Genomic DNA, 21,130 nt, shown 5'->3' with positions numbered 1-21,130 from the left:
ACCGACGCCGGGCTCCTCGCCCCGGCCGACCGCCAGGAAGCCGTCACGGCGTCCGGCCGGGGCGCGACAGCCCTCCCGCCAGGGGGCCGCGGTTGTTCCCCCGGCCGGTCGGCCCGCGCCCCGTCGGCGCCCTGGCCGCATCGGCCCTTCTCGTCCGACCGGGGTGTGGCGGCCGCTCCCGCCCGCGCGGCCGGGTGTCGTGTTCACCGGGGGTGGTGTCGTCGCTGGTAAGGCGATCTGCGGATGGGGCCGCCCTGGCGGGTGGGCCAGGTGGGAGCGAGGACGAGCGGGTTCACGAGGACGAAATCCCCGGGGTGGACCCAGCGGGCCTGTGTGTCGAGGAGGCCGGGCCCGCCTTCGCCGGTACACGTGGTCGCGCAGGACGTCGTAGGCGAATCCGCCGGCTGCCAGCAGCAGCGGCGCGGTGAGGCCGGCGCCGGTGCTGACGGTCCAGCGGGCCGCGGTCATCGCGCGCGGGTCGGTCTTCATCTCCACAGCGTCCCGGGGATGTCGAGCGACAGGGACGCCGCGGTGTTCCCCGGCCGATGCGGCTGCTCCCCGCCCGGGACCGGCCGGCCACTGGCCCCGTGCCCCGGGGTTCTCGGCCCCGGCCCGGCTGCTGCGCCTGCTCCCTGTCCCGGCCCGCTGCGTCTGGTCGCCCTCGCGGGTCGCGGCCTGCCCGGGTCCGCTCCCGCCCGCTTGCCGTGGATTTCTGCGGGGAGGGGCCGGACGGGTGCTTCCGTGCCGAATCGGCACGAAGGGCCGTGTCCTGCCCCGGGTCCGCTGTCGGGGCTGGGCTGTTGGGCCCCTGTGCCGGTGCGTCGGTGATGCCGGGCAAGCTGTTGATCATGTTTACGGGACGGTTGCGTGTCCGGCCGGACGAGGAGCGCGTGCGGTGGGCGCTGGAGCCCTCCGCGGCCGTGGGGCCGTTGCGTTTCGGGACGGGTGCTGACGAGGTGACGGACGTCCTGCTCGGTGTCACCGGGGACGGCGAGCACCCGTATGCGGAGCGGCGGGCGGGGCAACAACGCGTGGAGGCCCTCGCAGGGCCGGTACCGGGAGTTCGGTCTGCACCTGTACTACCGGGACGGGCCGCTGTCCGGTGTCGCGGTCGACGCGCTGTGCGGGCCGCAGGTCACCGCCGGGGGCACCGCGCTCGTCGGCCGGGTGCATTCCGTGCTGGAACGGTGGACGGCCGAGCGTGCCGAGATCCTGGCTGTGCGTCTGTGGCGGGACCACGTTCGCCGCTCCGGGCGGCAGCACTGGCTCGACCACGAGCGGGGCAACCTGCACTGGTACTGCTGCGGCAACCCCTTCGAGGCGCGAGCCCTCCTCGACACGGTGATGAACGCGATGTCACCTCGGAGCGCCCGTGAACTCCGGAAGATCGTCAACAGGCTTGACGCCGGCTACCGCATCCCCCTGCCGCCGCATGACGGCAGGGGACCGTGAAGGCTGGGCGGATGGGCGTCCATCCCCGTGCCGGGTCGGGGCGGGACAGCCGCCGTCGGTGGTGGGGCGGATCTGCTCACCGGCCGGAGGCGCCGTGCTCGGGGAGGTCGGGCAGGAGCGTCGACGCCTGACCGGCTGTCCGGCGAAGGGCCAGGCCCAGAAGCAGTCCGAGTACGACCAGCAGGCACGACGACCCGCCACCGCCACCAGTACTGCCGCCACTGCCGCCTCGCGGAGGGGCGGCCGGAGTCCGCGGGCGGGGATCCCAGCCGTACCAGACCAGGGCTCCGCGAGAGGAGATGATCTCGGACCCCAGGACGGGGAACAGGGTGTCGCGCCAGTGCGTGTAGAACGCCGTGCCCGCGGAGCGGGCACTCCGGCCGCTGCGCACCCGGTAGATCGCCAACGCGTCCTTGAGGTCGCCGTAGCTGATCATCACGTCCTCGCCCGGACGGCAGGAACGCAACTGCGCCGTTGCGCTGGGGACGCCCTGCGCCGCAACTGCCATGCGCATCGGGCCCCAGCCGAGCGCGGCCGCGCGGGCCCCCTCGAAGGTGGCGAACACCCGATCGTGGATCTGGACACCGTTGTCCTCGTGGGCACGCCATGGCTCGTAGACCCACATCACCCCCCAGCCGGAACCCTGCTCGGCTATGCTGTCGCCTCCCGTGGGCCGCGGCGTCGTGGCCCGGGCATCGAGTCTGGCGCGATTCCGGGGCCGGGGCCAGAGCCGGCGTCCGCAATCCCGGACGTACCGGCGGCGGAAGGCTCTCACCGAACCGGTCGCTGTGACGGAACCCGTACCGGGCCGCGACGCCGGGTCCGCCGGCCCGGGGCCGGCGGCCGGCAGGGATCGGGGTGCCAGCGCTGACATCCGTGCGTGACATCGCGCTGCCCGGAACGTAGTCGGCCCGCACGGCAGCTGGCGTGGAGAGGACTTGCGGCGTGGACCGGGAAGCGAGTGGCGACATGATCGCGACGATGCCCGCAGGGACGTCCACCTCGGGGGAACCGCTGGCCGACGTCGCGACGGGCTGCGAGGCGGTTCCCCGGGGATGGGGGGAAGCGGTGGCACCCCGGCGAGGACTGGAATTTGCCGCCGTCCTGCGACTGCGCGCTCCTGGGCACGGCCGTTCCCCACCCCGTACTGCTCACACTGGCACGGGAGTTGTCCGCGCCGGCAGTCGGAAGCTACGGCAGCCTGTACCTCCTGGGCGACGCCGCGCACATCGTGCCACCGATGAGCGCCAAGGGCATCCACCTCGCTCTGCACGACACCGAGGTCTTCGCCCGTGCGGTGATCCGCCATGCCACCGAGGGCGACTCCGGCCTCCTCGACAACTACTCGCAGACCTGTCTGCCGCACATCTGGAACTATCAGGCGTTCGCCACGTGGATCACCGATATCATGCACAACGCCGGATTCGCCGGCTACGAGGGCGAGTTCAAGAAGCAGATCGCCCGCGCCGAACTCCACCGCCAGTTCGCCTCGGAGTCGGCGAACAAGCTGTTCAGTGAACTCACAGTCGGAACCAACTAGGGAGCGTATTGGGTCGTGATCAGCGAGTTGCCCTGGTGAGGTCTTTGATCCAGATCATCGAGGCGCGTAAGTGGAGACCGGCGAGGTAGCTTTCCGGGGTCTTGTCGCACCTCGTGGCGATGCCTCGCCATGCCTTCAGCTTGTTGATCAGCCGCTCGACGGTGTTCCGCCTTCGCCCGAGCGATGAGCGTCTCCGAGGCCATGGTGAAGGAATGGGGCGCCGCCTGGGACCGGGCAGCCGGCCGGAGCAACCAGTCGGGCAACCCCGGCCGGCCGGCCGCTGCCCGCCGCCCCACCGCACAACGCATCATCGAGGTCCGTATCCGACCCCTTCCCGCAGCCGGCCCCGCCGGACCCACCCCCGGCTCCGACTTCACCCCCGAAGACATCGCCTTCCTCCGCAGCCACGTACCCGCCGACCTCCGAGGAATCGGACCCTGCCGCCCACTGCCCCCGGCCGGCTACACCTCGGCGGGACTCCCCATCCGCGTCCCACGACCCCTCGACCGCCTGCGCCTACGAGCCCGACGCCCCGAACCCCGCGTCGCCGTCGCCGTCCCCCACACCACGACCACCACCCGCCCACGCAACGCCGGCTGCCCATGACACCCGCACCCCACCACCGCACCCGGCCCCGAACACACCACCCCCCGACACTCGACCTCATCGCCCTGCGCGACCAACACCTCCACCACTACCTGCGCTACGCCTCCCTCGTACTGCCGGCCGCCCTCGCCCGGCAAGCCGTCCACGAAGCCTTCGACAACCTGGCCCGACGCTGGCACGACGTCCTCGCCACACCCAGCCCCACGGCCTGCGCCTGGCAGAGCGTCCGCCACCGCATCCGCGCCCTGGCCGGCCCCGACCCCCTCGCTCCCGTGGCCCACCTCACCGCGTCCGAGCAGGACGTCCTGCTGCTCCACCTGGTGCTCGGGCTCCCGCCGGCCGAGGTGGCGCAGCTCACCGGCACCGATCCGGCGGCCGTCCACGTCCGCCTGCGTTCCCTCACCCGCCGCGCGGGCTGACCCCACCGCAAGGAGACCGGGCGGTTGTGCCGTGCGGGCACCGGACCACGGGGAAGGCGGTCGCCATGTCCGTTCCCTGCGGGGAACGCGGACCACCGCAGCGCCGCGCGGCGCAGACCCGGGCCGGCTCGCGCGGACACCTTCCGGCGAGGAGGAAGAGCCCGAACAGGAGCCCGGCACGGACCCCGTCGATCCCCGCTCATGTCCCCTGTCCCGGCCATTCGCGACCAACGGCCCGCCGAACCAGCCTCTCCAACAGCCCGTCCGACCCCGGATCTTGCCGGTGGAGGCGGTCGCGCTCCTGGATCCGCCTGGCACCGGAGATCACCTGCTCCAGCAGGTCGACCGCCTCACCGGTGCGTCCTGCCTGCCGGTAGGAGGCGGCGAGGCCGGCGCGGACAGTGAGGGTGAGCAGGTGGCCGTCGCCGAGGACCCGCACGCTGTCGGCGAGGACCTCCTCATCGATGAGGATCGCCTTGCCGACCCGGCCCGCCCGCCGGTAGCAGGACGCGAGGTTCGTACGGGTGGCCAGGGTCTCGGGGTGTACTGCGCCCAGTTGCCGCCGCCGTTCGGCGAGTACCTGCTTCTCGAGCTCGGTGGCTTCGCCGGTGCGCCACGCCTGCCGGTAGGAGGCGGCGAGGTTACTGCGAGCAGACAGAGTCTGGGCATGGTCGTGACCCAGGAGCCTCCCGCAGTCGGCAACCACCCCTTCCAGCAGGTCGACCGCTTCCCCGACACACCCCGCCTGCCCCAGGGCGGCCGCGAGGTTGGCACGAGCCGTGAGGGTGTGGAGGTGGTCGTGGCCCAAACGACGCCCGATGTCGGGCACCACCCGTTCCAGCAGACCGATCGCTTCGCCTGTGCGCCCTGCCCGCCGGTAGGAGGCGGCGAGGTTGACGCTCGCGGTGAGGGTGTCGGGGTGGTTGTCACCGAGCAGGCGTTTGCTGTCGGTGAGTGCCTTTTCCTCGATCGCGATCGCCTCGCCGGTGCGCCCCGCTTGCCAGTAGGAGGCGGCGAGGTTGGCACTCGCGGTGAGGGTGTCGGGGTGGTTGTCACCGAGCAGGCGTTTGCTGTCGGTGAGTGCCTTTTCCTCGAGCGTGATTGCTTCCCCGGTGCGCTCCATTTGCCGGTAGCAGGATCCGAGGCTGCTACGGGCAGCCCGGGTATCGGGGTGGCTGCTGCCCAGTAACCGTTCACTGCCGGCCAGTACCTGTTCCAGCAAGTCGATCGCCTTACCGGTGTTGCCGGCTTCCCGGTAGGAGGCCGCGAGACTCGTACGAGCGGCGAGAGCACGAGTGACGTCGTGACTGAGAAGTCGCTCGCTGTCGGCGACCACCTGTTCGCCGATCAGGATCGCTTCGCCGGGGAGTCCGGCCTGCCGGTAGGACGTTGCGAGGTTCTCCCGGGCGACGAGGGCGCTGGGGCTGTCGCGGCTCAGCAGCCGTTCGGCATCGGCGGCGAGACGCTTCCAGTGGGCGAGCGCGGCGGAGTAGAGGCCGGCGTTGCTCAGACCGGCGCCCGCCGCGAACAGCACAGGGTGCGCATCGGGGTTCCAGAGCAGGTCGCCGGCGTGGGCTGCGAGGGTAGCGGTATTGGCGCCCAGGACAGCGGTCAGAAGGGGTACAGGGTGCTCGCGCTCGTAGTCCCAGACCTCCCTGAGGGCGTCGGCGACAGCGTGGACGGTTGCCGGCGTCTCGCCCACAGCGATGCCCTCCCGGACGGTGCGGGCGGTCAGGCCGTGCAGACGTATCGCGCGCGGACTGTCCTCCGCCTTGCTCGTGAGCAGGGCGTACTGGTGGAGCAGGCGAACGGCGGCGCGTGCCTGGTCGGGGGTGACCGGTGCCGGTGCGGCGGCGCCGGGTGACGGCGCGCGGTAGGTGGTGAGGTAGCGGGTGAATGCGGCGGTGGCCCAGAGGTCCTGAGGGTGGCCGGCAGCGTCGAGGTGCGCGGCGAGGCGGATGGCAGGCGCAGCGAGGCCGACGGGTTCGCGTTGCTCTGCTGCGTCGAGTGCGAGGACCAGGGAGGCGGTGACCTGTCGGCCGTAGCCGTCGGTGTCGGCAGCCGGCGGCAGCAGGGCCTCCAGACGGGACGTGCGGTCGCTGAACAGGTGGAGGTAGCGGGTACTGGCCTTGTCCTCGTTGATCATGTACGCCGCGGCGTGGGCGAGGGCGAGGGGAAGTCGGCCGAGCGCTTCGACCAGGTCGTCGGCGCCCGCGTCGAGCAGATGCTCCGCTCCGGCCGTGGCGAGCCGCTCGCGCAGGTAGGCCAGCGCTTCGGCGCGGGTGTAGATACCGATGTCGACGACCGCCCGGCCCGCACCCGAGACGAGCGCGTCACGTCGGCGGGTGGTGGCCAGCACCCGTGCGCGGCTTGCGGATCCGGCCAGTGGGTGGGGCCACCACGGCTGGGCGCCTTCGAGGTCCGTGAGATCGTCGAGGACGACCAGCCACGAACGGTCGGTCGTGGCAAGCCACTCCTTGAAGGCTTCCGCATCGCGTTCGGCTTCCCGCCCGTCCGCGCCGGGTGCCCCCACCTGGTGCGCGGCTCTCGCGTACGTGGAAACGATCTGCGAGATGTCGGCGGCATTCACCCAGACCAGGACGTCCACGCCCTCGGCGTGGGCCCGGCGGGCGTACGTGGCGGCGAGTTGGGTCTTTCCGACGCCGCCGCCACCGGACAGGACCTGGGTGAGCACCACGGTGGCGTTCCGCTCCCGCGCCCCGTCGATCACCTCCCGCAGGCCCGGACGGGGCTGGACCGCCGAAGCCAGCGGCGGCACCGCACCCACCCGAACCGGCCGCCATACCGGTACGGGCGGTGGCGCGGGGTGGTAGTTGTTGACCGTCATGTTCCCGGCCTGGAACAAATCGCCGCGGACGGTGCTGCCCTCGACCCGGTTGTGCACCTCCGTGTGCTCGACACGGCTGCCCTGTCCGACGGCGGAGTGTGCGATGTCGTGCCCCGCTCCGACGGCCTTCTCGCCCGACGCCTCCACCCGGACGGCGGGAGGCGTCCGCGCACCGGTCGGCCCGCTGACCGCCACCGGCGCGTCGCTCTCATCGACCGAAGCCGGCACCGCCGGGATGCGGTCCGGACCCGGGACCGGTGTGCTGTCCCTCTCGGCCGGGCGGGCGCTGCCGGCGACCTCCCCCCGGTTACCGGGATCGCGAACGGCGGCTGGCTCGTGCGGCTTCCCGGGCCTGCCGCACCAGGACCAGGGAGGCGGGGTCATGGCCGACTCCCGATCGAATCGATGCCGTGTGCGTCACCGCGGACGGATCCGGGCCGAGCGGGACGGACGTCGACGTCGCACTCGTCGAACCACCGGACGCCACCACCCACCGCTGCGGTCCGGGCGCCGAGCGCTCCGGCCACCACGATCAACACGATGTCCATCACGCCCCCAGGACACTTCTGCGACGGACACCGTCCGCTCACCCCCGCCGCAGCGTACTGCCGGCACATGCCCCACCGGAGCCGATCCCGCCAACCGCCCGGGAGCGGCTCCGTCCTCGGGTCCCTGGGGAGCCAACGGCTCCTGAAGCCGTGCGTGCAACCGCCATCACCGAAGCCGGAACGGCCCTGCCGGTGGAGCCCCGCGCGTACCGATCTGTACGGTGTCGTCGACCACCGCTGGGCGGACTGAGCACCGACCGGGCGGTCTGGTCCTCGACGACCGGGCGAGGGCGTCCTCGTGGCTGCGTCAGGTGTCGTTGCCGACCTGGCGGGCGGTCCACCACAACAGGGCGCAGGTGCCCAGCGCGAAGTGCAACACCACCACCTGCTACTCACCCTCCGGGCTGGCCTCCACACCCTCCACCAGCTCCTTGTGCTGGCGGGGCACCCGGGGATGCCACTCCCGCTCGACGAACTGGGCGAGCGCGGCGACGCCCTGGGCGAACCTTAAGCTGCGGGACACCTTCGGCTTCGCCTCGGCGGCGGCCTTCGCTGCCACCAGCTCCTGGTCCTCCTCGATACCCATCGCCGTCAGCAGATCCTGCTGGTCGGCTTCCAGACCGGGCCAGCCGGCCCGCTGCGCCTGGACACCGACGGTCCTCCTGCAGGAGGTTCCGCAGTTTGCGGGTGCTGGCCTGCTCATATCGTTGGTCGGTTTGAGCGGGTGGTGAGGTGGGTGCGGATCTGTTGGTACAGGTCCGTGACCTCGGTCGGCGCCTCGGGGTGGGCGGCCGCGAACGCGGCACCGATGCGGGGCTTGCTGGAGCGATGTTCGGCCTGGACGGTGTCCAACAGCGTCTTGTCGATTTGAGCGAGGAATGCCTCGATCTCGCCGGCCTTCGTTCCGCCGGTGCCGAACGTGTCGGCCAGGGTGAAGACGCCGGCGCGGTTCCAGTAGGCCCGCCAGGCGGCGAAGTCGGCGTCGTCGGCGGGTGGGTCGTCCGGGGCGAGGCGAAGCTTTCTGAGCTGCTTGCCGAGGTTGGCCGTGGACGCGAACGCCGGGCCGTCGGCTATGACGGCCCAGGGGATGTCGAACGCCTCCAGGTAGTTGATGTACCCGCCGAAGCTCGCATCGCCGTTCACGTCGACCATCGCGATGTTCGCGCTACCAGGGTCGCCGAGGCCGCCCGGGTTCTGGCTCCACCACTGACTCAGGGCGCCGAGTTCGGTGGCCCCTTCGCACAGGATCACCCCTGAGGCGAAAAGCAGTGCTCGTACGTCGGAGAGGAGGAGTCGCTGCATCCAGTTGGCGAGCTGGGGGCGGTGCGCGGCGGGCACGGAGCTGACGCGGGTGCCGTCGGTCTGTTGGGTGAGGCGTACGACGCGGTCGAGGTCCTCGATGTCGGAACAGGGGACCATGTCGGGGCTGTGCGTGATGACGATGCCCTGCACGCTGGCGAGGTGGCGTGACAGGCTTCGCTGGACGGTGGGGTGCAGGTTGACGGCCGGCTCGTCGAGGACGAGGACGCGACCCGGCTCTCCTGCCAGCAGGGTGGCGAGCAGCAGGCACTCCTGGACGCCGGCGCCCGCGAACTGGACAACGCGGGCGCTGCCGGCCGGGCCGACGAGGATGTCGATCGTCATACCCTGATCGGTGGTAGGGGTGCTTTGCAGGTGAAGGTCGAGCCGAGTGATGTCCATGAAGGTCGTCCGAGCTTGTGCGAAGCGCCGCTGCTCCTCGATGGTGCCGTTCTTGAGGCGGTACAACTCGGCGGCCACCGCGCTGCCGTCGCGCAGATCGGCGGGACCCCGCAACTGTGCGAGGGGGAAGTCTCGCGCGAGGGGGAGCCGGCGGTTGTTGGTGAGCACCAGGCCTCGACGCAGCACTGCGGCGAGGACAGAACGGAAGTCGTAGCGTTCCTGGCCCGTGAGTTCGCGGCCCAAGGCGTGCGAGAGCGCCGCGATGGCGGATGGCTCGACGCCCGAGCCGTCGGTGAGGGCCGGGACATCGATGGCACGCGCTCTCGTGGAGTCGATGTTCGCCATGATGCGGGCGAAGTCGATCGCCGCAGGCTCCGTCTCACCTGTCAACGGCGATACCTCCTCTCGCAGGAAGAGGTAGATCATCGTCGCTTCCTGCGCTCGCTGCTCCGTCCCCGTTTCCGTGAACCGCAGCAGCGGCGAAGCGGAGCCGCCCTCCGTCCAAGGCGGAAGCTGGCCGCGGCAGAGCCAATCGGCGTGGGGCCCGCGGAGGATCCACTGCATCGGCTGGCCGTTGTGGTCAAACTCCCATGCAGCCCACCAGCGGGTCCGGCGGTGTGCCGAGAATGCGATCCGCAGCGTGCCGCGAAACAGGGACGTGACGGAGTCCGCTGCAACGTTCAGCCCCGGAAACAGCGCGAGCACGTCTCTCTCCGGATGCCTCGTCTCACCATGAGCGTTGAGTGCGTTGGCGGCTACCGCGGCTTCCGCGAACAACCGCACCAACTCCTGCTCCCCGGGCTGGTCCAGCTCGATTTCGAGGCTGACGGTGTAGGCGGCGGCACCGAACCGGCCAGCCCGCTCATACAGCTCCAACGGATCGGAGCCGTCTCGGGAGCCGCCAAGTCCTTGCTCCAGGACCAGCAGAGGCAGCGCGACGGCGGCGCCCAGGTTCGACTTCCCGGCACCGTTGGGCCCGGTGACGACCGTCGTCCCGGGCCTCAGAGTGAGGTCGAGGGAGGCGAAGGAGAGGAAGTCCTGAGCCGCTATCGAGTGAATCTTCATGAGACGCCGTCCGTCCGTGCCTGGCCGATGCGGAGGAGCATGGCAGACCGCGATGGTCGGCAATGGGCTTTTCGCCTTACAAGCGGAGCTCATCACTATCACGCCTGTATAACTTACTAAAAAGGCGTGGAAAGCGTCGGAGGGGAGGCATAGGGTCGGCCTAGCGTTACAAGTTAAATAAATAGGCGTGGAGGTTGTGGGTGTGTTCGTGACGACCGGTCAAGCCGGGACGGCACTGGGGTGCTCGATCCCGACGGTGAGGAAACTGCTGGCCACCGGTGTGGTCCCGGGCGTGCGCGAGCAGGGTCGGCAGGTGTTCCCGCTGGCCGCTCTCCAGCAGTTGCAGGCCCGGCCCGCCGCCGACCTGACCGTGCTCGGCACGGCCGAGGTGGCGGTGCTGCGCTCGGACGCCCCGGCCCGGGTCGACGAGCCGGACCGCGACTGGATCGGCTTCGGCACCGCATTGAACGAGGCGCAGCTGCTGGCCGCGCTGTCCGGGTGGTGGCGGTGCGACCCGGCGCGGGTCGCGGCTGGCGGGGTGCTGCCGGTGACGGTGGCCGGGTTCGTCGTCGCGGTGCTGACCGGCCTGGCCGAGTGGGAGCCGGACGGCACGGTCGGCACCGCGGGCCGGTTCCGCTTCCCGAAGGCGCGCCTGGTCGGCTACCTGACCGACCTCACCGCCCCCGCCAACGCCGCTACCTCCACCGACCCTGAGGACGCCCGCCTGGCGGGCCTGCTGCTCGGTGCTCGCCTGGCTTCCGTCTCCGGCGGCCCGATCGCCTACGTCCCTACCGACCCGACCACCGACACCGCCGCCGAGAAGAAGTGACACCCTGATGGACCGTAAGACGTACACCGCGAAGGTCGCCGAGCTGCGCCCGCTGCGCGAGGAGATCGGCAAGGCCGAGAAGACGGTCGCGGCCGCGCAGGCCGCACTCGACAAGCTCAACCTGCAGCGCGCCCGCCGGATCACCGAACTCGCGGGGTACGAGGGCGCGAAGGCGGATGCCGTCGCGAAGGCATCCGGGCTGTCGGTCGGCGACGTCGTGCGGATCGCCCCGCTGCTGGACCCGACCCCGGCCGCCGTGCGCGCCGCCAAGACCGACGACCAGTCCGCGGCGCCCGTCGAGGCGCCGAAGGCCGAGCCGGTCGCCGAGCCCGCCGTCGCGGTCGCCCCGGTGCTGACCCGCCCCGCCGCCGTCGTCGAGCAGTCGGCCCCGGCCGCCCCGGAGACCGAGGCGCCGATCGAGGTCGAGGACCAGGCCGTCGTCGAGCAGCCCGCTCCGGCCGTGGCCGCCGTTGCTGCGCCGGTCGTCCCGGCGGCTTCGGTCGCTCCGGTCGCTGTGGTGGATCGTCCGGCCGTTGCCGCCGGTCCGCGTGAGCTGCCCACCCTCCCCGAAGGCCCGGCGGGCGCACGGTTCGAGGCCGTGACCACGGGCCTGGTGTCCAAGCGCCCGAACTTCGTCCAGCAGTCCCGCTCGACGGTGTTCCTGGACGCGGCGACCGGCGACCTGGCGGTGCGCGACCGCGTGGTGCGCCTGGACCTCGGGGCCCGCACCCCGGGCGAGATCCTGGACGCCGTCCTCGCCACCGCGCCCGGCACCGAGCGGGTCTACATCACCGCCGGCGCGCCGTGGCACGACGGCGCCGAGCGCTACTCCACGCTCAAGGACGCGGTCGCGGCCTGGCTGAACACCCCGAGCCCTCGGTGGACGACGGCGGTCGGGTCGGGCCGGGACAAGCTGGCCGGGCACTTCGTGCACCAGCGTCAGCCCGTGGGCCGCTACGCCCCCGCCGCCGCCCCGGACGCGGGCACGGTGGAGATCCGCTCGATCGGGGAGTGGTTCGACGCGGACGGCGCTGACGTGGCGGTGTGCCGTCAGGCGTTCACCCTGCTGTGGCAGGCGCTGCGCCGGCACTGGGACGACGTGGTGCTGATGGGTTCGCCGTCGCAGACCGGGCGGGACCTGTGGACCCGCACCATCCCCACCAAGGGAAAGTGGGCGGGCGGCTACCCGGTGCTGTCGGAGGAGCTGCGTGGTCTGCTGCACGCGACCGGCGGCCAGGGCCGTACCGAGCTGATCCTGCCCCCGCGGGTGCCGGAGCAGCTGCCCGCGCTGGTGGAGTACGACCGCACCTTCGCCTACGCGAAGCACTTGTGGAAGTCGCCGGTCGATGTGCCGGTGCGCATCACCGCCCGGGCCTTCGCGGCGATGACCCAGGCCGAGCAGACGAAGGCGTTGATGCGGTGCTCGCACTGGAACATCAGGGTCACCGTCCCCGCCGGCTGGGAGCACGTCGGCCTGTTGCCCGCCCCGGTGACCGGTGAGCGCGCCTGGGTCTACCCCTCGGAGCCGGGGACGACGTTCACGACCTGGGCGGGCGGCGCGGAGGTGCACCTCGCACTGTCGAACCACCTGATGCCGTGGCGGGTCGAGATCCTGGGCGGCCTGGTGTGGGAGGACGGCGACCCGCTGGACAGCTGGGGCAAGAAGCTCAAGGCCGCGTGGGGGGATCTGACCAACCTCTCGAAGATCCACGGTGACGAGCGGCAGCGGCAGGCGGCCTACCTCGCCTCCCGCGCGGTGCGTTCGGTGCTGCTGTTCGGGCTGGGCGGCTTCGCGCAGCGCCCGCGCCTGGTCTCTGGCACCACCCCGGTCGGCGAGGCGCTCCCGGCCGGAGTCGAGATTCTCGGCCAGGACGAGAGCGTGGTGACCTGGCAGCGGCAGGCCGGGTTCTCCCGCGACCCCTACGCCCACCCGGAGTGGGCCGCGTACGTGTGGTCGGGGGCCCGGGCGGCGCTGCTGGACACGAAGTACCGGCAGGGCAAGGAGGTCGTCGGCTACGCCGGTGCCCTGCACGCGAAGCCCGGCAGCGTCGTGTACTTCGGCACGGACGGCATCGCCCTGACCGAGCGCCAGCCCTGGCCCTACCGGGGCGAGCCCGGTGACTACCTCCTCAAGGGCCACCTCACCGGCCCCGTCGAGCACCCGGTCAGCCAGGAGCAGTACCTGCAGCTGCGTGGCCTGGGCCGCGCCGAACTCGCCGCCGAGCAGGCGCCCGGAGGTGAGCAGCGGTGAGCCCGGCCGACCCGCAGAATCCGAACGAGGCCGCGCGCCTGACCCAGGAGCTGATCGACCAGGGCTACACCAAGCGCCAGGTCGCCAAGATGCTGGGCCGCGACGCCAGTCTGGTGAGCCAGTTCTTCACCAAGGGCAAGGGCGCAAGCATGGCGGGCGCGCTGCGCCAGCTGGTCCGCGCGGTACGCGGTGGCCAGCGGGACGAGGAGGAGCTGTCCGCCGTCGCCGGGGCGAACACCACGCGGCGCACCACCAAGGGCGGGCAGAAGGCCCGGGTGCGGGGCAAGGACACCATCGGCACCCCGGGCGGCAGCATGGCCGGCCGCGCAGGGAAGCAGGCCATCAAGTCCGGCGCCGCGCACCTCGCCCCGGTCGTCCACGCGACCGGCCAGGCCGGCGGGCGCCTGGCCTTCACCGTGCGGATGAAGGCCGACCAGTACGTCTACAGCGCGGGCTCGGAGAAGGACAGCGGCGGGGTGCGCCGCGGATTCATCCCCCGCTCGGACGGCACCGAGGAGCGCACCTACGGCTCCAGCAGCAGCGGCGGCTTCGACGCCGCCGAGTGGTCCCAGCGCGTCGCCGAGCACCACGGCGACGTCACCGAGGCCATGAAGGAGTGGCTGGTGGAGACCGGCCGCGCCGTCGAGGACGCCGACATCGCCTACCTGGAAGTCCGCGGCTGGGTGCCGCCCGAGCAGTAGAACCCCGGTCGGCCTCTCCCCAACCCATGACCTGGCCCCGGGAGTGAGGCCGCCCACCCGGCCCTTGCCACAGTCCCGCCCGTACCCGCCCCGCCGTCTCAGCATCCGAAGGAGAACCCCGCGCCGTGGACAGCACCACCACCGCCATCGAGGACGTCCCGGCCGGGCTGCGCGGCCCGGCTTCGCTGCCCGCCCAGGCCGAGCCGGCCGCCACGGTGGTGAACCCGTTGCCCCTGCACTGGTTCCAGAAGGACGCCGTCGCGGCCGCGGTGAAGGCCGTCAAGAACGGCGGCCGCGCGACCGTCGTCGCCGCCACCGGCTCCGGCAAGACCCTGATCGCCGCCGGCTGCGCCCGCCGCCTGGCGGCGAGGGGCCGGGTGCTGGTGCTGGTGCCGACGATCGAGCTGCTGGAGCAGACCGCCGCCGCCTGGTCCCTCAAGGGCGGGCGCCGCGGACTTGCCATCGCGGCGTGCTCGCGGGCGGAGGCGCTGGAGAGCGCGGAGGCCGGCGGCCGCGTCCACGCCCGGGTGACCACCCAGGCCGCCCGGATCGCGGACCTGGTCGCCTCGGTGAAGCCGGGCGAGCCGGTCACCGTCTACGCCACCTACGCCTCCCTGGAGCGCATCGTCACCGCGCACAAGGACTTCGGGCTCCCGGCCTGGGACGTCGTGATCATCGACGAGGCGCACCGGACGGCTGGCGCCGAAGGGAAGGCGTGGGCGGCGATCCACTCCGACGAGAAGGTTCCGGCGCTGCGCCGCCTGTACTTCACCGCCACCCCGAAGATCGCCGACGACACCAAGGCCAAGCCGGGCCTGGCCGACCTCACCGCCGACGCCGACGCCGACGGCCAGGGCGCCGAGCAGCTGCCCGCGCTCTGCTCCATGACGGACACCTCGATCTACGGCGAGACCGTCTGCACCTGGACCCTCGGGCAGGGCATCGAGCACGGCTACCTCGCCGACTACCGTGTCCTGGTCCCCGTCGTCACGGACGAGGACCTGCGCGAGCTCCTCAACCTGCCCGCCGTCGCCGATCTGCGCTCTCAGCGCTCCAACGAAGAACTGCTGCGCCTCGCGTTGCAGATCGCGGTGCTGCGCGCCGTCGCCGACCTCCAGCTGCGCCGGGTCATCACCTTCCACTCCCGGGTGACTGCGGCCCGGGAGTTCGCCGCGACCATGAACGCGACCGCCGCACTGCTGCCCTTCGCGGACCGGCCGGAGCGGGTGACAGCCCTCGCGGTGGCCGGCTCCGACAAGCTCAAGGATCGTCGGGCGGCGTTCGCGACCTTCTCGGCCTCCACCGGCGAGCGGCCTGGGGAGGAGGGCGAGGAGTGCTGCATCATCTGCAACTCCCGGCTTCTGAACGAGGGTATCGACGTGCGAAGTGTGGATGCGATCGTCTTCGCGGACCCGAAGTCGAGCGTCATCGACGTCGTCCAGGCCGTCGGCCGGGCGTTGCGCCAGGCATACCGGCAGGGCAAGGTCTCCTGGGTCATCATCCCCGTCTACCTGCCCACCCCGCTGGTCGGCGACGACACCCGGGCCGCTGACCCGGCCAAGGTGACCGAGGCCGGGGAGGCGGTCAATGGCGAGGCCGACGAGGAGATCGAGGCATCCTCGTTCCGCACGATCTGGCGGGTTCTGCGGGCGCTGGCCGCCCACGACGCCCGGGTGGTCGGCCGGATCACCGAGCTGCGCACCCGCCGGGTGGGGGAGAAGGACGACGTCACCACCTCGGAGGCGGGTGAGGAGTCCGGCGAGGCCGTCGGCGGCGAGCAGCCGGCAGCCCTGGAGTCGCCGGTGGAGTGGCTGCGGATCAACGCCCGCCGCCACGCCGCCCAGATCCTGCAGACCGTGAAGCTGCGCGCCTTCAACCCGCGCGCCACCGAGTGGCAGCGCATGTTCGGCCTGGCCGACGTGTTCCACACCGGCCACCACCACCTCGACCCCACGGACAAGACGCGGGACGGCGCTCTGATCTCCTGGCTGGACCGGCAGCGCTACCTCAAGGGCGCCGGCCTGCTCGCCCCGGTCCGTATCCACGAACTCGACCAGCTCGGCATGATCTGGGACAAGCACGCCCGCTCCTGGGACCGCGGCTACGCCCACGCCCGTGCCTGGGCCGAGGCCCACGGGCACCTGGCGATCCCGGCCGCCGAGAAGCTGGACGGCCACGCGGTGGGCGCGTGGGTCGGCCGGCAGCGCAAGAACGCCAAGCTGACGTCCGCCCAGGACGCGCAGCTCACCGCGCTGGACGCGATGTGGCGCATCGAGCCGGACTGGAACCGCTCGTACCGCCGCATGCTCGCCTACCTCGCCACCGGCGGAACCCTGGACGGCCCGGCGAACCGCACCGGCGGCGAGGCCGACCCGACCTTCCGGCCCGGCACCTGGCTGCGCAAGCAGGACAAGGCCCGCGCCGAGGAGAAGCTGACGGCCCAGCAGACCGCGCTCCTGGACGCCCTGCCCGCCGTCCTCGCCGAGCAGCAGGACCAAGGCCCGGCCGAGGGCACGGTCACCTGGGTCGCGGAATGGACCTGCGGGGCGTGCGGAGACGGGGGCGACGCCCGGTTCGAGGACGGCACCAGCGTGGACGCCGACCACGACTGCGACCAGGCCGACGGGCCCGAGATCGGCTGGGACGGCCGGGCCGAGTGCTCCGCCTGCGGCTGGTCGATGGAGAGCGCCTTCACCGACGGCGAGTACGTCGAGTCCGACCACCACTGCGCCACCGGCCGATAGCCCCACCACGGGGGCCGCCCCACCCTGATTCCGCCGACCCGGAAGGCCCCGCCCGCGATGACCGACACCGCCCGCCCCGACCCCGCCGCGCCGGTCCTGCTGGAGCTGTCCACCACCCGCACCCGGCCGCAGCCCGCCCACCGGGACCTGGGCCGGGCGATCCTGGACGGCCCGCTGGTGCGCGGTGCGATCTGGCTGCGCTGGACCGGACACGACGGCATCCGCACCCTCCACCGCGGCGCCGGCCCCGCCCGCGGCTGGGTGGAGAAGGACATCGACGGCCTCATCGGCTGGGCCGCCCTGGTCGACGGACGGCTCGTCGTCACCCGCGACAGCGCCGGCCGCACCCACCCGGTTCTGCACACTGAGTCATGGGAAGCCGGAGGCACCCTGTACGCGGCCCTCGCCCAGCACCCCGCCCACCCCGACGACCAGAGCACGGACGAGGACGAGAGCGGCGACCCCGAGGACGGCTTGCTCGGCGAGACCCGTTCCCGGATCCGCCGCCGGGCCGCCGGCCTCACCCCGGCCGCCATCGACCAGGCCCTCGCCGACGCTCACACCGACCTGCGCACCGCCGACCAGCACGCCGACGCCGGCGACGAGAGCACCCTCGCCCGCGCCGTGCTCGCCTACCAGGAGTGGCAGCGCATCCGCGACGAGGCCGCCACCGCCGCCGGTGAGACCTACGATCCGGACCGGGACCTTGGCCTGCAACGGGCCCAGAGCGCCGCCCGCCACCGCCAGGACGTCGCGCAGTGCGCCGCCGAGGCCGCCCACGACGCCCGGAAGCACACCGACACCGCTCACCGCCGACTCGCTGGCGCCGCCGCCGACCCGCTGTACACCGCCCTCGCCCGCGCCGGGCTCCACACCCTGACCGACGACGACCACCAAGCGGTGCGCGAGCTCACCCGCCACCTCGGCCCGACCACAGTCCAGCAGGTCGCGAACTGGCTCGAGCGCACCCGCGCCACCGCCCACGCCCTGACCGCGACCCAGGAACGGCCCGCCCGGCCCGTCGTACGCCGCAGCGGCTCTTGACCCGCCGCACGGCCGAGCAGGACAACGACAAGCGGGCCCCGGACACTGCGGCCGGGGCCCGCTGGTTGTTGCTCTGGCCGGCCCCCGGAGTCTGGTGCAAGCAGGTGGCGGCCGACCAAGTCAGGGCTCCACCCGCGGGCAATGGTGTGCGGGCGGAGCGGTCCGATCCTGCCACCCCAACCGTTCCCCGGTTCCGTCCGGCCTCATACCCGGAGCCTGGGGAGCCGGGGAGGTTCACCCGCACCCTGCCTGGTGCTCACCACGGTGCCTGTTCACCCGGACCAAGTGCCCGCGTTGAAGCAGCTCTCCCGGATGGGCGGCTGGCATCTTCGGAGCGGGCGTGAGGCTCGAAGAAGAGGACAGGAGCGTTGTGACCTGGGCACTTTGAGTGACGCTGGGAGAACCGGTAGTGTGCCGCCGACGCCGTTGATTGCGGTGGTCAAACGCCTGCGCGCGCGGACCGAGGTCTGCGACCGCACGACTCGGGCTCCTCTTCCGTCTGCGACAGCCTCGCTGCCACACACGCAGAGCACTCGAACTGCCGCTGGCCGACGCGACAACGCTATGAAGCCCAGAGCGGACCGAGGTCCCTCCATGGCGGAGTGGGTGCGTGGCAGCCCGGATGGCGCCGCGTTACGCGCGGCCAACGCCGGCGTACTACACGCCGGCCCTCCGAGAAGGCGCCCCATGAACAGCAGTGTGAACCCGGACCGCGGCGAGCCCCGCGAGATCCAGGTCATCCCGGTCAACGGCTTCCGCAACCGCGACGGCGAGTTTGAGCACCGCGTTCCGCCTGTCAGCCAGACGACCAAGGCCCAGAAGAACCTCGGCGAGCTCGCCGGGGTCGTCCTCAGCGACAGCCACATCGAGCGTCTCACCTACCTGGCCACCGACCCCCAGGAGCTTGAGCACAGCCAAGTGGTGAAGCACCGGACGCCGTTCGGCTGGCTGTCGATGATGAACTTCCGTGCGTATGCGCCGATGCTCTCCCCGGCGGCGGAGAACGACCGGCTGCTCGCCGACGCGAGCTACTCTGCCGACCCCAACGCTAACCGCGGCCGGCTCGCGCTGTCGATGCCGGCCCCTCACGACCGGTACGCGACGCTGGTCCACAGCGATGCGTTCGAGGCCGTGATGGAGGCCGTGGACCGGGCCGCGATCGCCGTGCAGAAGGACAACCCGCAGGACATCGGGGAGCGCATCGTCGAGAGCGCGCTGACGGTGGTGCCGGCGACCTTCACCGGCTTCCCCGGCCAGCCCGGCGAGGACTACACGGCCGTGGACGGCAACTGCCGACTGAACTCGTGCCTGGTGCTCCTGCCGGTCGAGCGCGGCTGGCTGACCGGCGACGCCCGCGACCACACCCGGCTCCGACTCCTGCCCTCCTACCTCATGCGCCTGCCGCTCGTCGTCCGCCGCGAGCTCGTCCGCAAGATCGTCAAGGCGGCCACCAAACGGTTGGCGCAGCTGCGGACGGGCACCGAGACGGACCTGCGGGAGCGGAACGAAGCGGCGATCGCGCTCAACGCCATCACCGTTCCGGTCCAGATGATCGTCGGTTTCGAGGACGACGACCCGCTGCGCGGGATGCAGCGGTTCCCCGCTGCTGTCCGCAGCGTGCTGGTCCAGATGAACGTGTCCCCCAAGAAGTTCTCCGACGGCTCCCAGCACGCGGTCATGGCCGAAGAGATCGTGACGGCCCTCCACGACGAGGGCCTGCTGGACGGCGAACAGCCCAGTGCGGAGCTGGCGACGGCGCGCCGGGATGTCCTGATCGGCCGGGGGCAGGTGCCCGAGGCCATGGGCCTGCTCGGCCTGGACGGCCTGCCCGACCTGCGCTTCGCCCGGGTCGTCCAGGAGTTCACCCGCAGGGGCAGCGCCTTCAACCACGTCGTGCGCTCGCAGCTCGGCAAGACCGGGCTCTACCTCAGCTACCGCAACGGCCCGGTGGTGGAGCTGGGGCTGCGCTCGTACTCGGCGAGTATCGAGGCCAAGGCCCTGGACTCGATCCGGAAGGCGCTGGACACCGGCTGTCTGTGGCAGGACCTGGTCGACACCGAGTGGACGGTGGAGAACGCCGCCACGGACGACGCCATCGACGGCCTCCGGGACCGCGCCCACGCCGGCGACACCCAGGCCGCCCTCATGCTCGGTGTGCTTGGGATGGTCGCCCTGGTGCTCACCGGCCACCTGCGGGCTGCCGGTGGCTCGGCCGAGGAGACGGTCGGCACCACCATCGCCCGCACCAGCGTCGGGCAGATCATCAAGGGTCTCCTGGAGACCGAGCCGGGACGCGAGATCCTGGCCGACGCGGTGAAGCGCTCCCGGGCCGGCAGCCCGCTGCGCTGGTGGGACAGCGAGTCCAAGTCCCTGGTGGAGCTGCCGTCGGACTGGGCGACCTCCACCTTCAACGCGTTCCTGCGCCAGGCCGTCCGGCACGGCTTCATCTCCGAGGCGGAGCGCAACAATCCCGCCGCCCAGGAGGCCGCGCGCCTCACCCGGTTCCAGGAGGCGGTGTCCACGGCGAAGGACCGGCTGATGGACCTCATCGACATCCGTGACGAGAACGGCACGGTCGACAAGATCGCCTGGCTCGAGGTGGAGCCGACGTTTGCGATCCTCGCGGGCATCACCGCTCGCCTCGGCAAGATCGCCGAGCCGGAGCCCCTGTCGGACAGCTGGTGACCGCCCAGGTATGGCAGGGCGTCGTGACGATGACGCCCGAGCGCTACGCCGTGCTGGCCGACTTGGTGGGCCAGTGGCTGGAGGAGTACCGGGACTCCCCGATCAGGATCGGGGAGGACAGCGGGACCGAGCGACGTGCCATCTACATCCCGGTCAACTGGGAAGGCGTCGCCTGCTACTGCGGGCGGACCCGACCCGAGCGGGCCCTCGGCGGGGGCGCCGCTTCGGTTCGCATCGGTCAGCACCTGGCGGAGTCCGGGTCCAAACAGGAGGAGTGGCTGGCCTATTGGGTGCTGCCGCTGCGTGCTGACACTCCGGACGACGTGGTCGGCGAGCTGGAACGGACGGTGGCTGCCCGCCTTGGCGTGCCGCTCGTCAATCGGCGCTGGCGCAGGCGCTGACGATTTGCACCGCGGGGCGGTCCAACCGCCCCGCGGTGTCCGCCCCCAGTCTTGCGCGGGGGTGTCCGTCTTCGGTTTCGTCCCGCGACCTCAAGGCTGTTCGGCTGCCGGGATCGCATTTTGGTAGACCAATCCTGGCCGACGGTCGGGCCTCGGGAGGCGCCCTGGCCGGACTGCGGAGGGTGGGTTTCGGTGGCTGCCGGTGGCCGGCGTCAGGGGTGGGAGGGCAGCCGGCTGCGCTGCGGGATGCCTGTCCCGTGGGGATCTGCAGGGGCGCGGCGGTCTGCAAAAGCCAG

The 21,130-nt window shown here is 72.0% G+C and carries 13 protein-coding genes and 2 pseudogenes; 10 read left to right on the top strand and 5 right to left on the bottom strand.

Annotation, left to right across the window (positions count from 1 at the left end):
• Window positions 1-1,002 precede the first annotated feature (1,002 nt).
• Window positions 1,003-1,452: a hypothetical protein gene (locus ACIQ9P_RS26540; protein WP_402361013.1), complete on the top strand. Its 450-nt coding sequence runs from the start codon at window positions 1,003-1,005 to the stop codon at window positions 1,450-1,452.
• Between the two features lie 76 nt (window positions 1,453-1,528).
• Here ACIQ9P_RS26540 and ACIQ9P_RS26535 read toward each other — a convergent pair whose 3' ends face one another.
• Complete coding sequence (locus ACIQ9P_RS26535; protein WP_402361010.1) at window positions 1,529-2,080, bottom strand: hypothetical protein; 552 nt, start codon at window positions 2,078-2,080, stop codon at window positions 1,529-1,531.
• A 561-nt stretch (window positions 2,081-2,641) separates the two neighbouring features.
• On the opposite strand from ACIQ9P_RS26535, the pseudogene ACIQ9P_RS26530 reads away from it, so the two are divergent.
• Window positions 2,642-2,992 (top strand): annotated as a pseudogene (locus tag ACIQ9P_RS26530) (FAD-dependent monooxygenase); the annotation flags it as partial.
• Between the two features lie 19 nt (window positions 2,993-3,011).
• On the opposite strand, the pseudogene ACIQ9P_RS26525 reads toward ACIQ9P_RS26530, so the two are convergent.
• Window positions 3,012-3,167: pseudogene (locus ACIQ9P_RS26525) on the bottom strand (IS5/IS1182 family transposase); the annotation flags it as partial.
• A gap of 427 nt (window positions 3,168-3,594) precedes the next feature.
• On the opposite strand from ACIQ9P_RS26525, the gene ACIQ9P_RS26520 reads away from it, so the two are divergent.
• Window positions 3,595-4,017, top strand: coding sequence for a sigma factor-like helix-turn-helix DNA-binding protein (locus tag ACIQ9P_RS26520; protein WP_402361007.1), 423 nt, complete (start codon window positions 3,595-3,597; stop codon window positions 4,015-4,017).
• Window positions 4,018-4,216: 199 nt separating this feature from the next.
• Here ACIQ9P_RS26520 and ACIQ9P_RS26515 read toward each other — a convergent pair whose 3' ends face one another.
• The 3 genes from ACIQ9P_RS26515 to ACIQ9P_RS26505 all read right to left on the bottom strand — a co-directional run bounded on the left by ACIQ9P_RS26515 (window position 4,217) and on the right by ACIQ9P_RS26505 (window position 10,179).
• Window positions 4,217-7,093, bottom strand: a complete 2,877-nt coding sequence (locus ACIQ9P_RS26515; RefSeq protein WP_402361004.1) for a tetratricopeptide repeat protein — start codon at window positions 7,091-7,093, stop codon at window positions 4,217-4,219.
• 708 nt (window positions 7,094-7,801) lie between these two features.
• Entirely contained in the window at window positions 7,802-8,116 is a 315-nt protein-coding gene (locus ACIQ9P_RS26510) for a hypothetical protein (protein WP_402361001.1), read from the bottom strand.
• Complete coding sequence (locus ACIQ9P_RS26505; protein ID WP_402360998.1) at window positions 8,113-10,179, bottom strand: AAA family ATPase; 2,067 nt, start codon at window positions 10,177-10,179, stop codon at window positions 8,113-8,115. The genes ACIQ9P_RS26510 and ACIQ9P_RS26505 overlap by 4 nt, the downstream gene beginning before the upstream one ends.
• 208 nt (window positions 10,180-10,387) lie before the next feature.
• Between ACIQ9P_RS26505 and ACIQ9P_RS26500 the strand changes: the two genes are divergently transcribed.
• The 7 genes from ACIQ9P_RS26500 (at window position 10,388) to ACIQ9P_RS26470 (ending at window position 20,834) form a co-directional block, all read left to right on the top strand.
• The gene (locus ACIQ9P_RS26500; protein WP_402360995.1) at window positions 10,388-11,008 is read left to right on the top strand and encodes a helix-turn-helix domain-containing protein; all 621 of its coding nucleotides are present in this window, start codon (window positions 10,388-10,390) and stop codon (window positions 11,006-11,008) included.
• 7 nt (window positions 11,009-11,015) lie between these two features.
• Entirely contained in the window at window positions 11,016-13,259 is a 2,244-nt protein-coding gene (locus tag ACIQ9P_RS26495) for a hypothetical protein (RefSeq protein ID WP_402360992.1), read from the top strand.
• A complete protein-coding gene (locus ACIQ9P_RS26490; protein ID WP_402360989.1) occupies window positions 13,256-13,960 on the top strand; it encodes a helix-turn-helix domain containing protein in 705 nt (234 codons plus the stop codon). Before ACIQ9P_RS26495 ends, ACIQ9P_RS26490 begins: the two co-directional genes overlap by 4 nt.
• Window positions 13,961-14,085: 125 nt before the next feature.
• Complete coding sequence (locus ACIQ9P_RS26485; RefSeq protein WP_402360986.1) at window positions 14,086-16,704, top strand: Helicase associated domain protein; 2,619 nt, start codon at window positions 14,086-14,088, stop codon at window positions 16,702-16,704.
• Between the two features lie 57 nt (window positions 16,705-16,761).
• A complete protein-coding gene (locus tag ACIQ9P_RS26480) occupies window positions 16,762-17,748 on the top strand; it encodes a hypothetical protein (protein WP_402360983.1) in 987 nt (328 codons plus the stop codon).
• 687 nt (window positions 17,749-18,435) lie between these two features.
• On the top strand, window positions 18,436-20,433 hold the full coding sequence (locus tag ACIQ9P_RS26475; protein ID WP_402360980.1) for a hypothetical protein: 1,998 nt from the start codon (window positions 18,436-18,438) through the stop codon (window positions 20,431-20,433).
• Entirely contained in the window at window positions 20,430-20,834 is a 405-nt protein-coding gene (locus tag ACIQ9P_RS26470; protein ID WP_402360977.1) for a hypothetical protein, read from the top strand. The genes ACIQ9P_RS26475 and ACIQ9P_RS26470 overlap by 4 nt, the downstream gene beginning before the upstream one ends.
• The last annotated feature ends 296 nt before the right edge of the window (window positions 20,835-21,130 follow it).

The organism is Kitasatospora sp. NPDC094019, assembly GCF_044764505.1.
GTDB lineage: Bacteria > Actinomycetota > Actinomycetes > Streptomycetales > Streptomycetaceae > Kitasatospora.
Note: the sequence above shows the minus strand (reverse complement) of the source record. Positions and strands in the feature narration are given on the sequence as shown.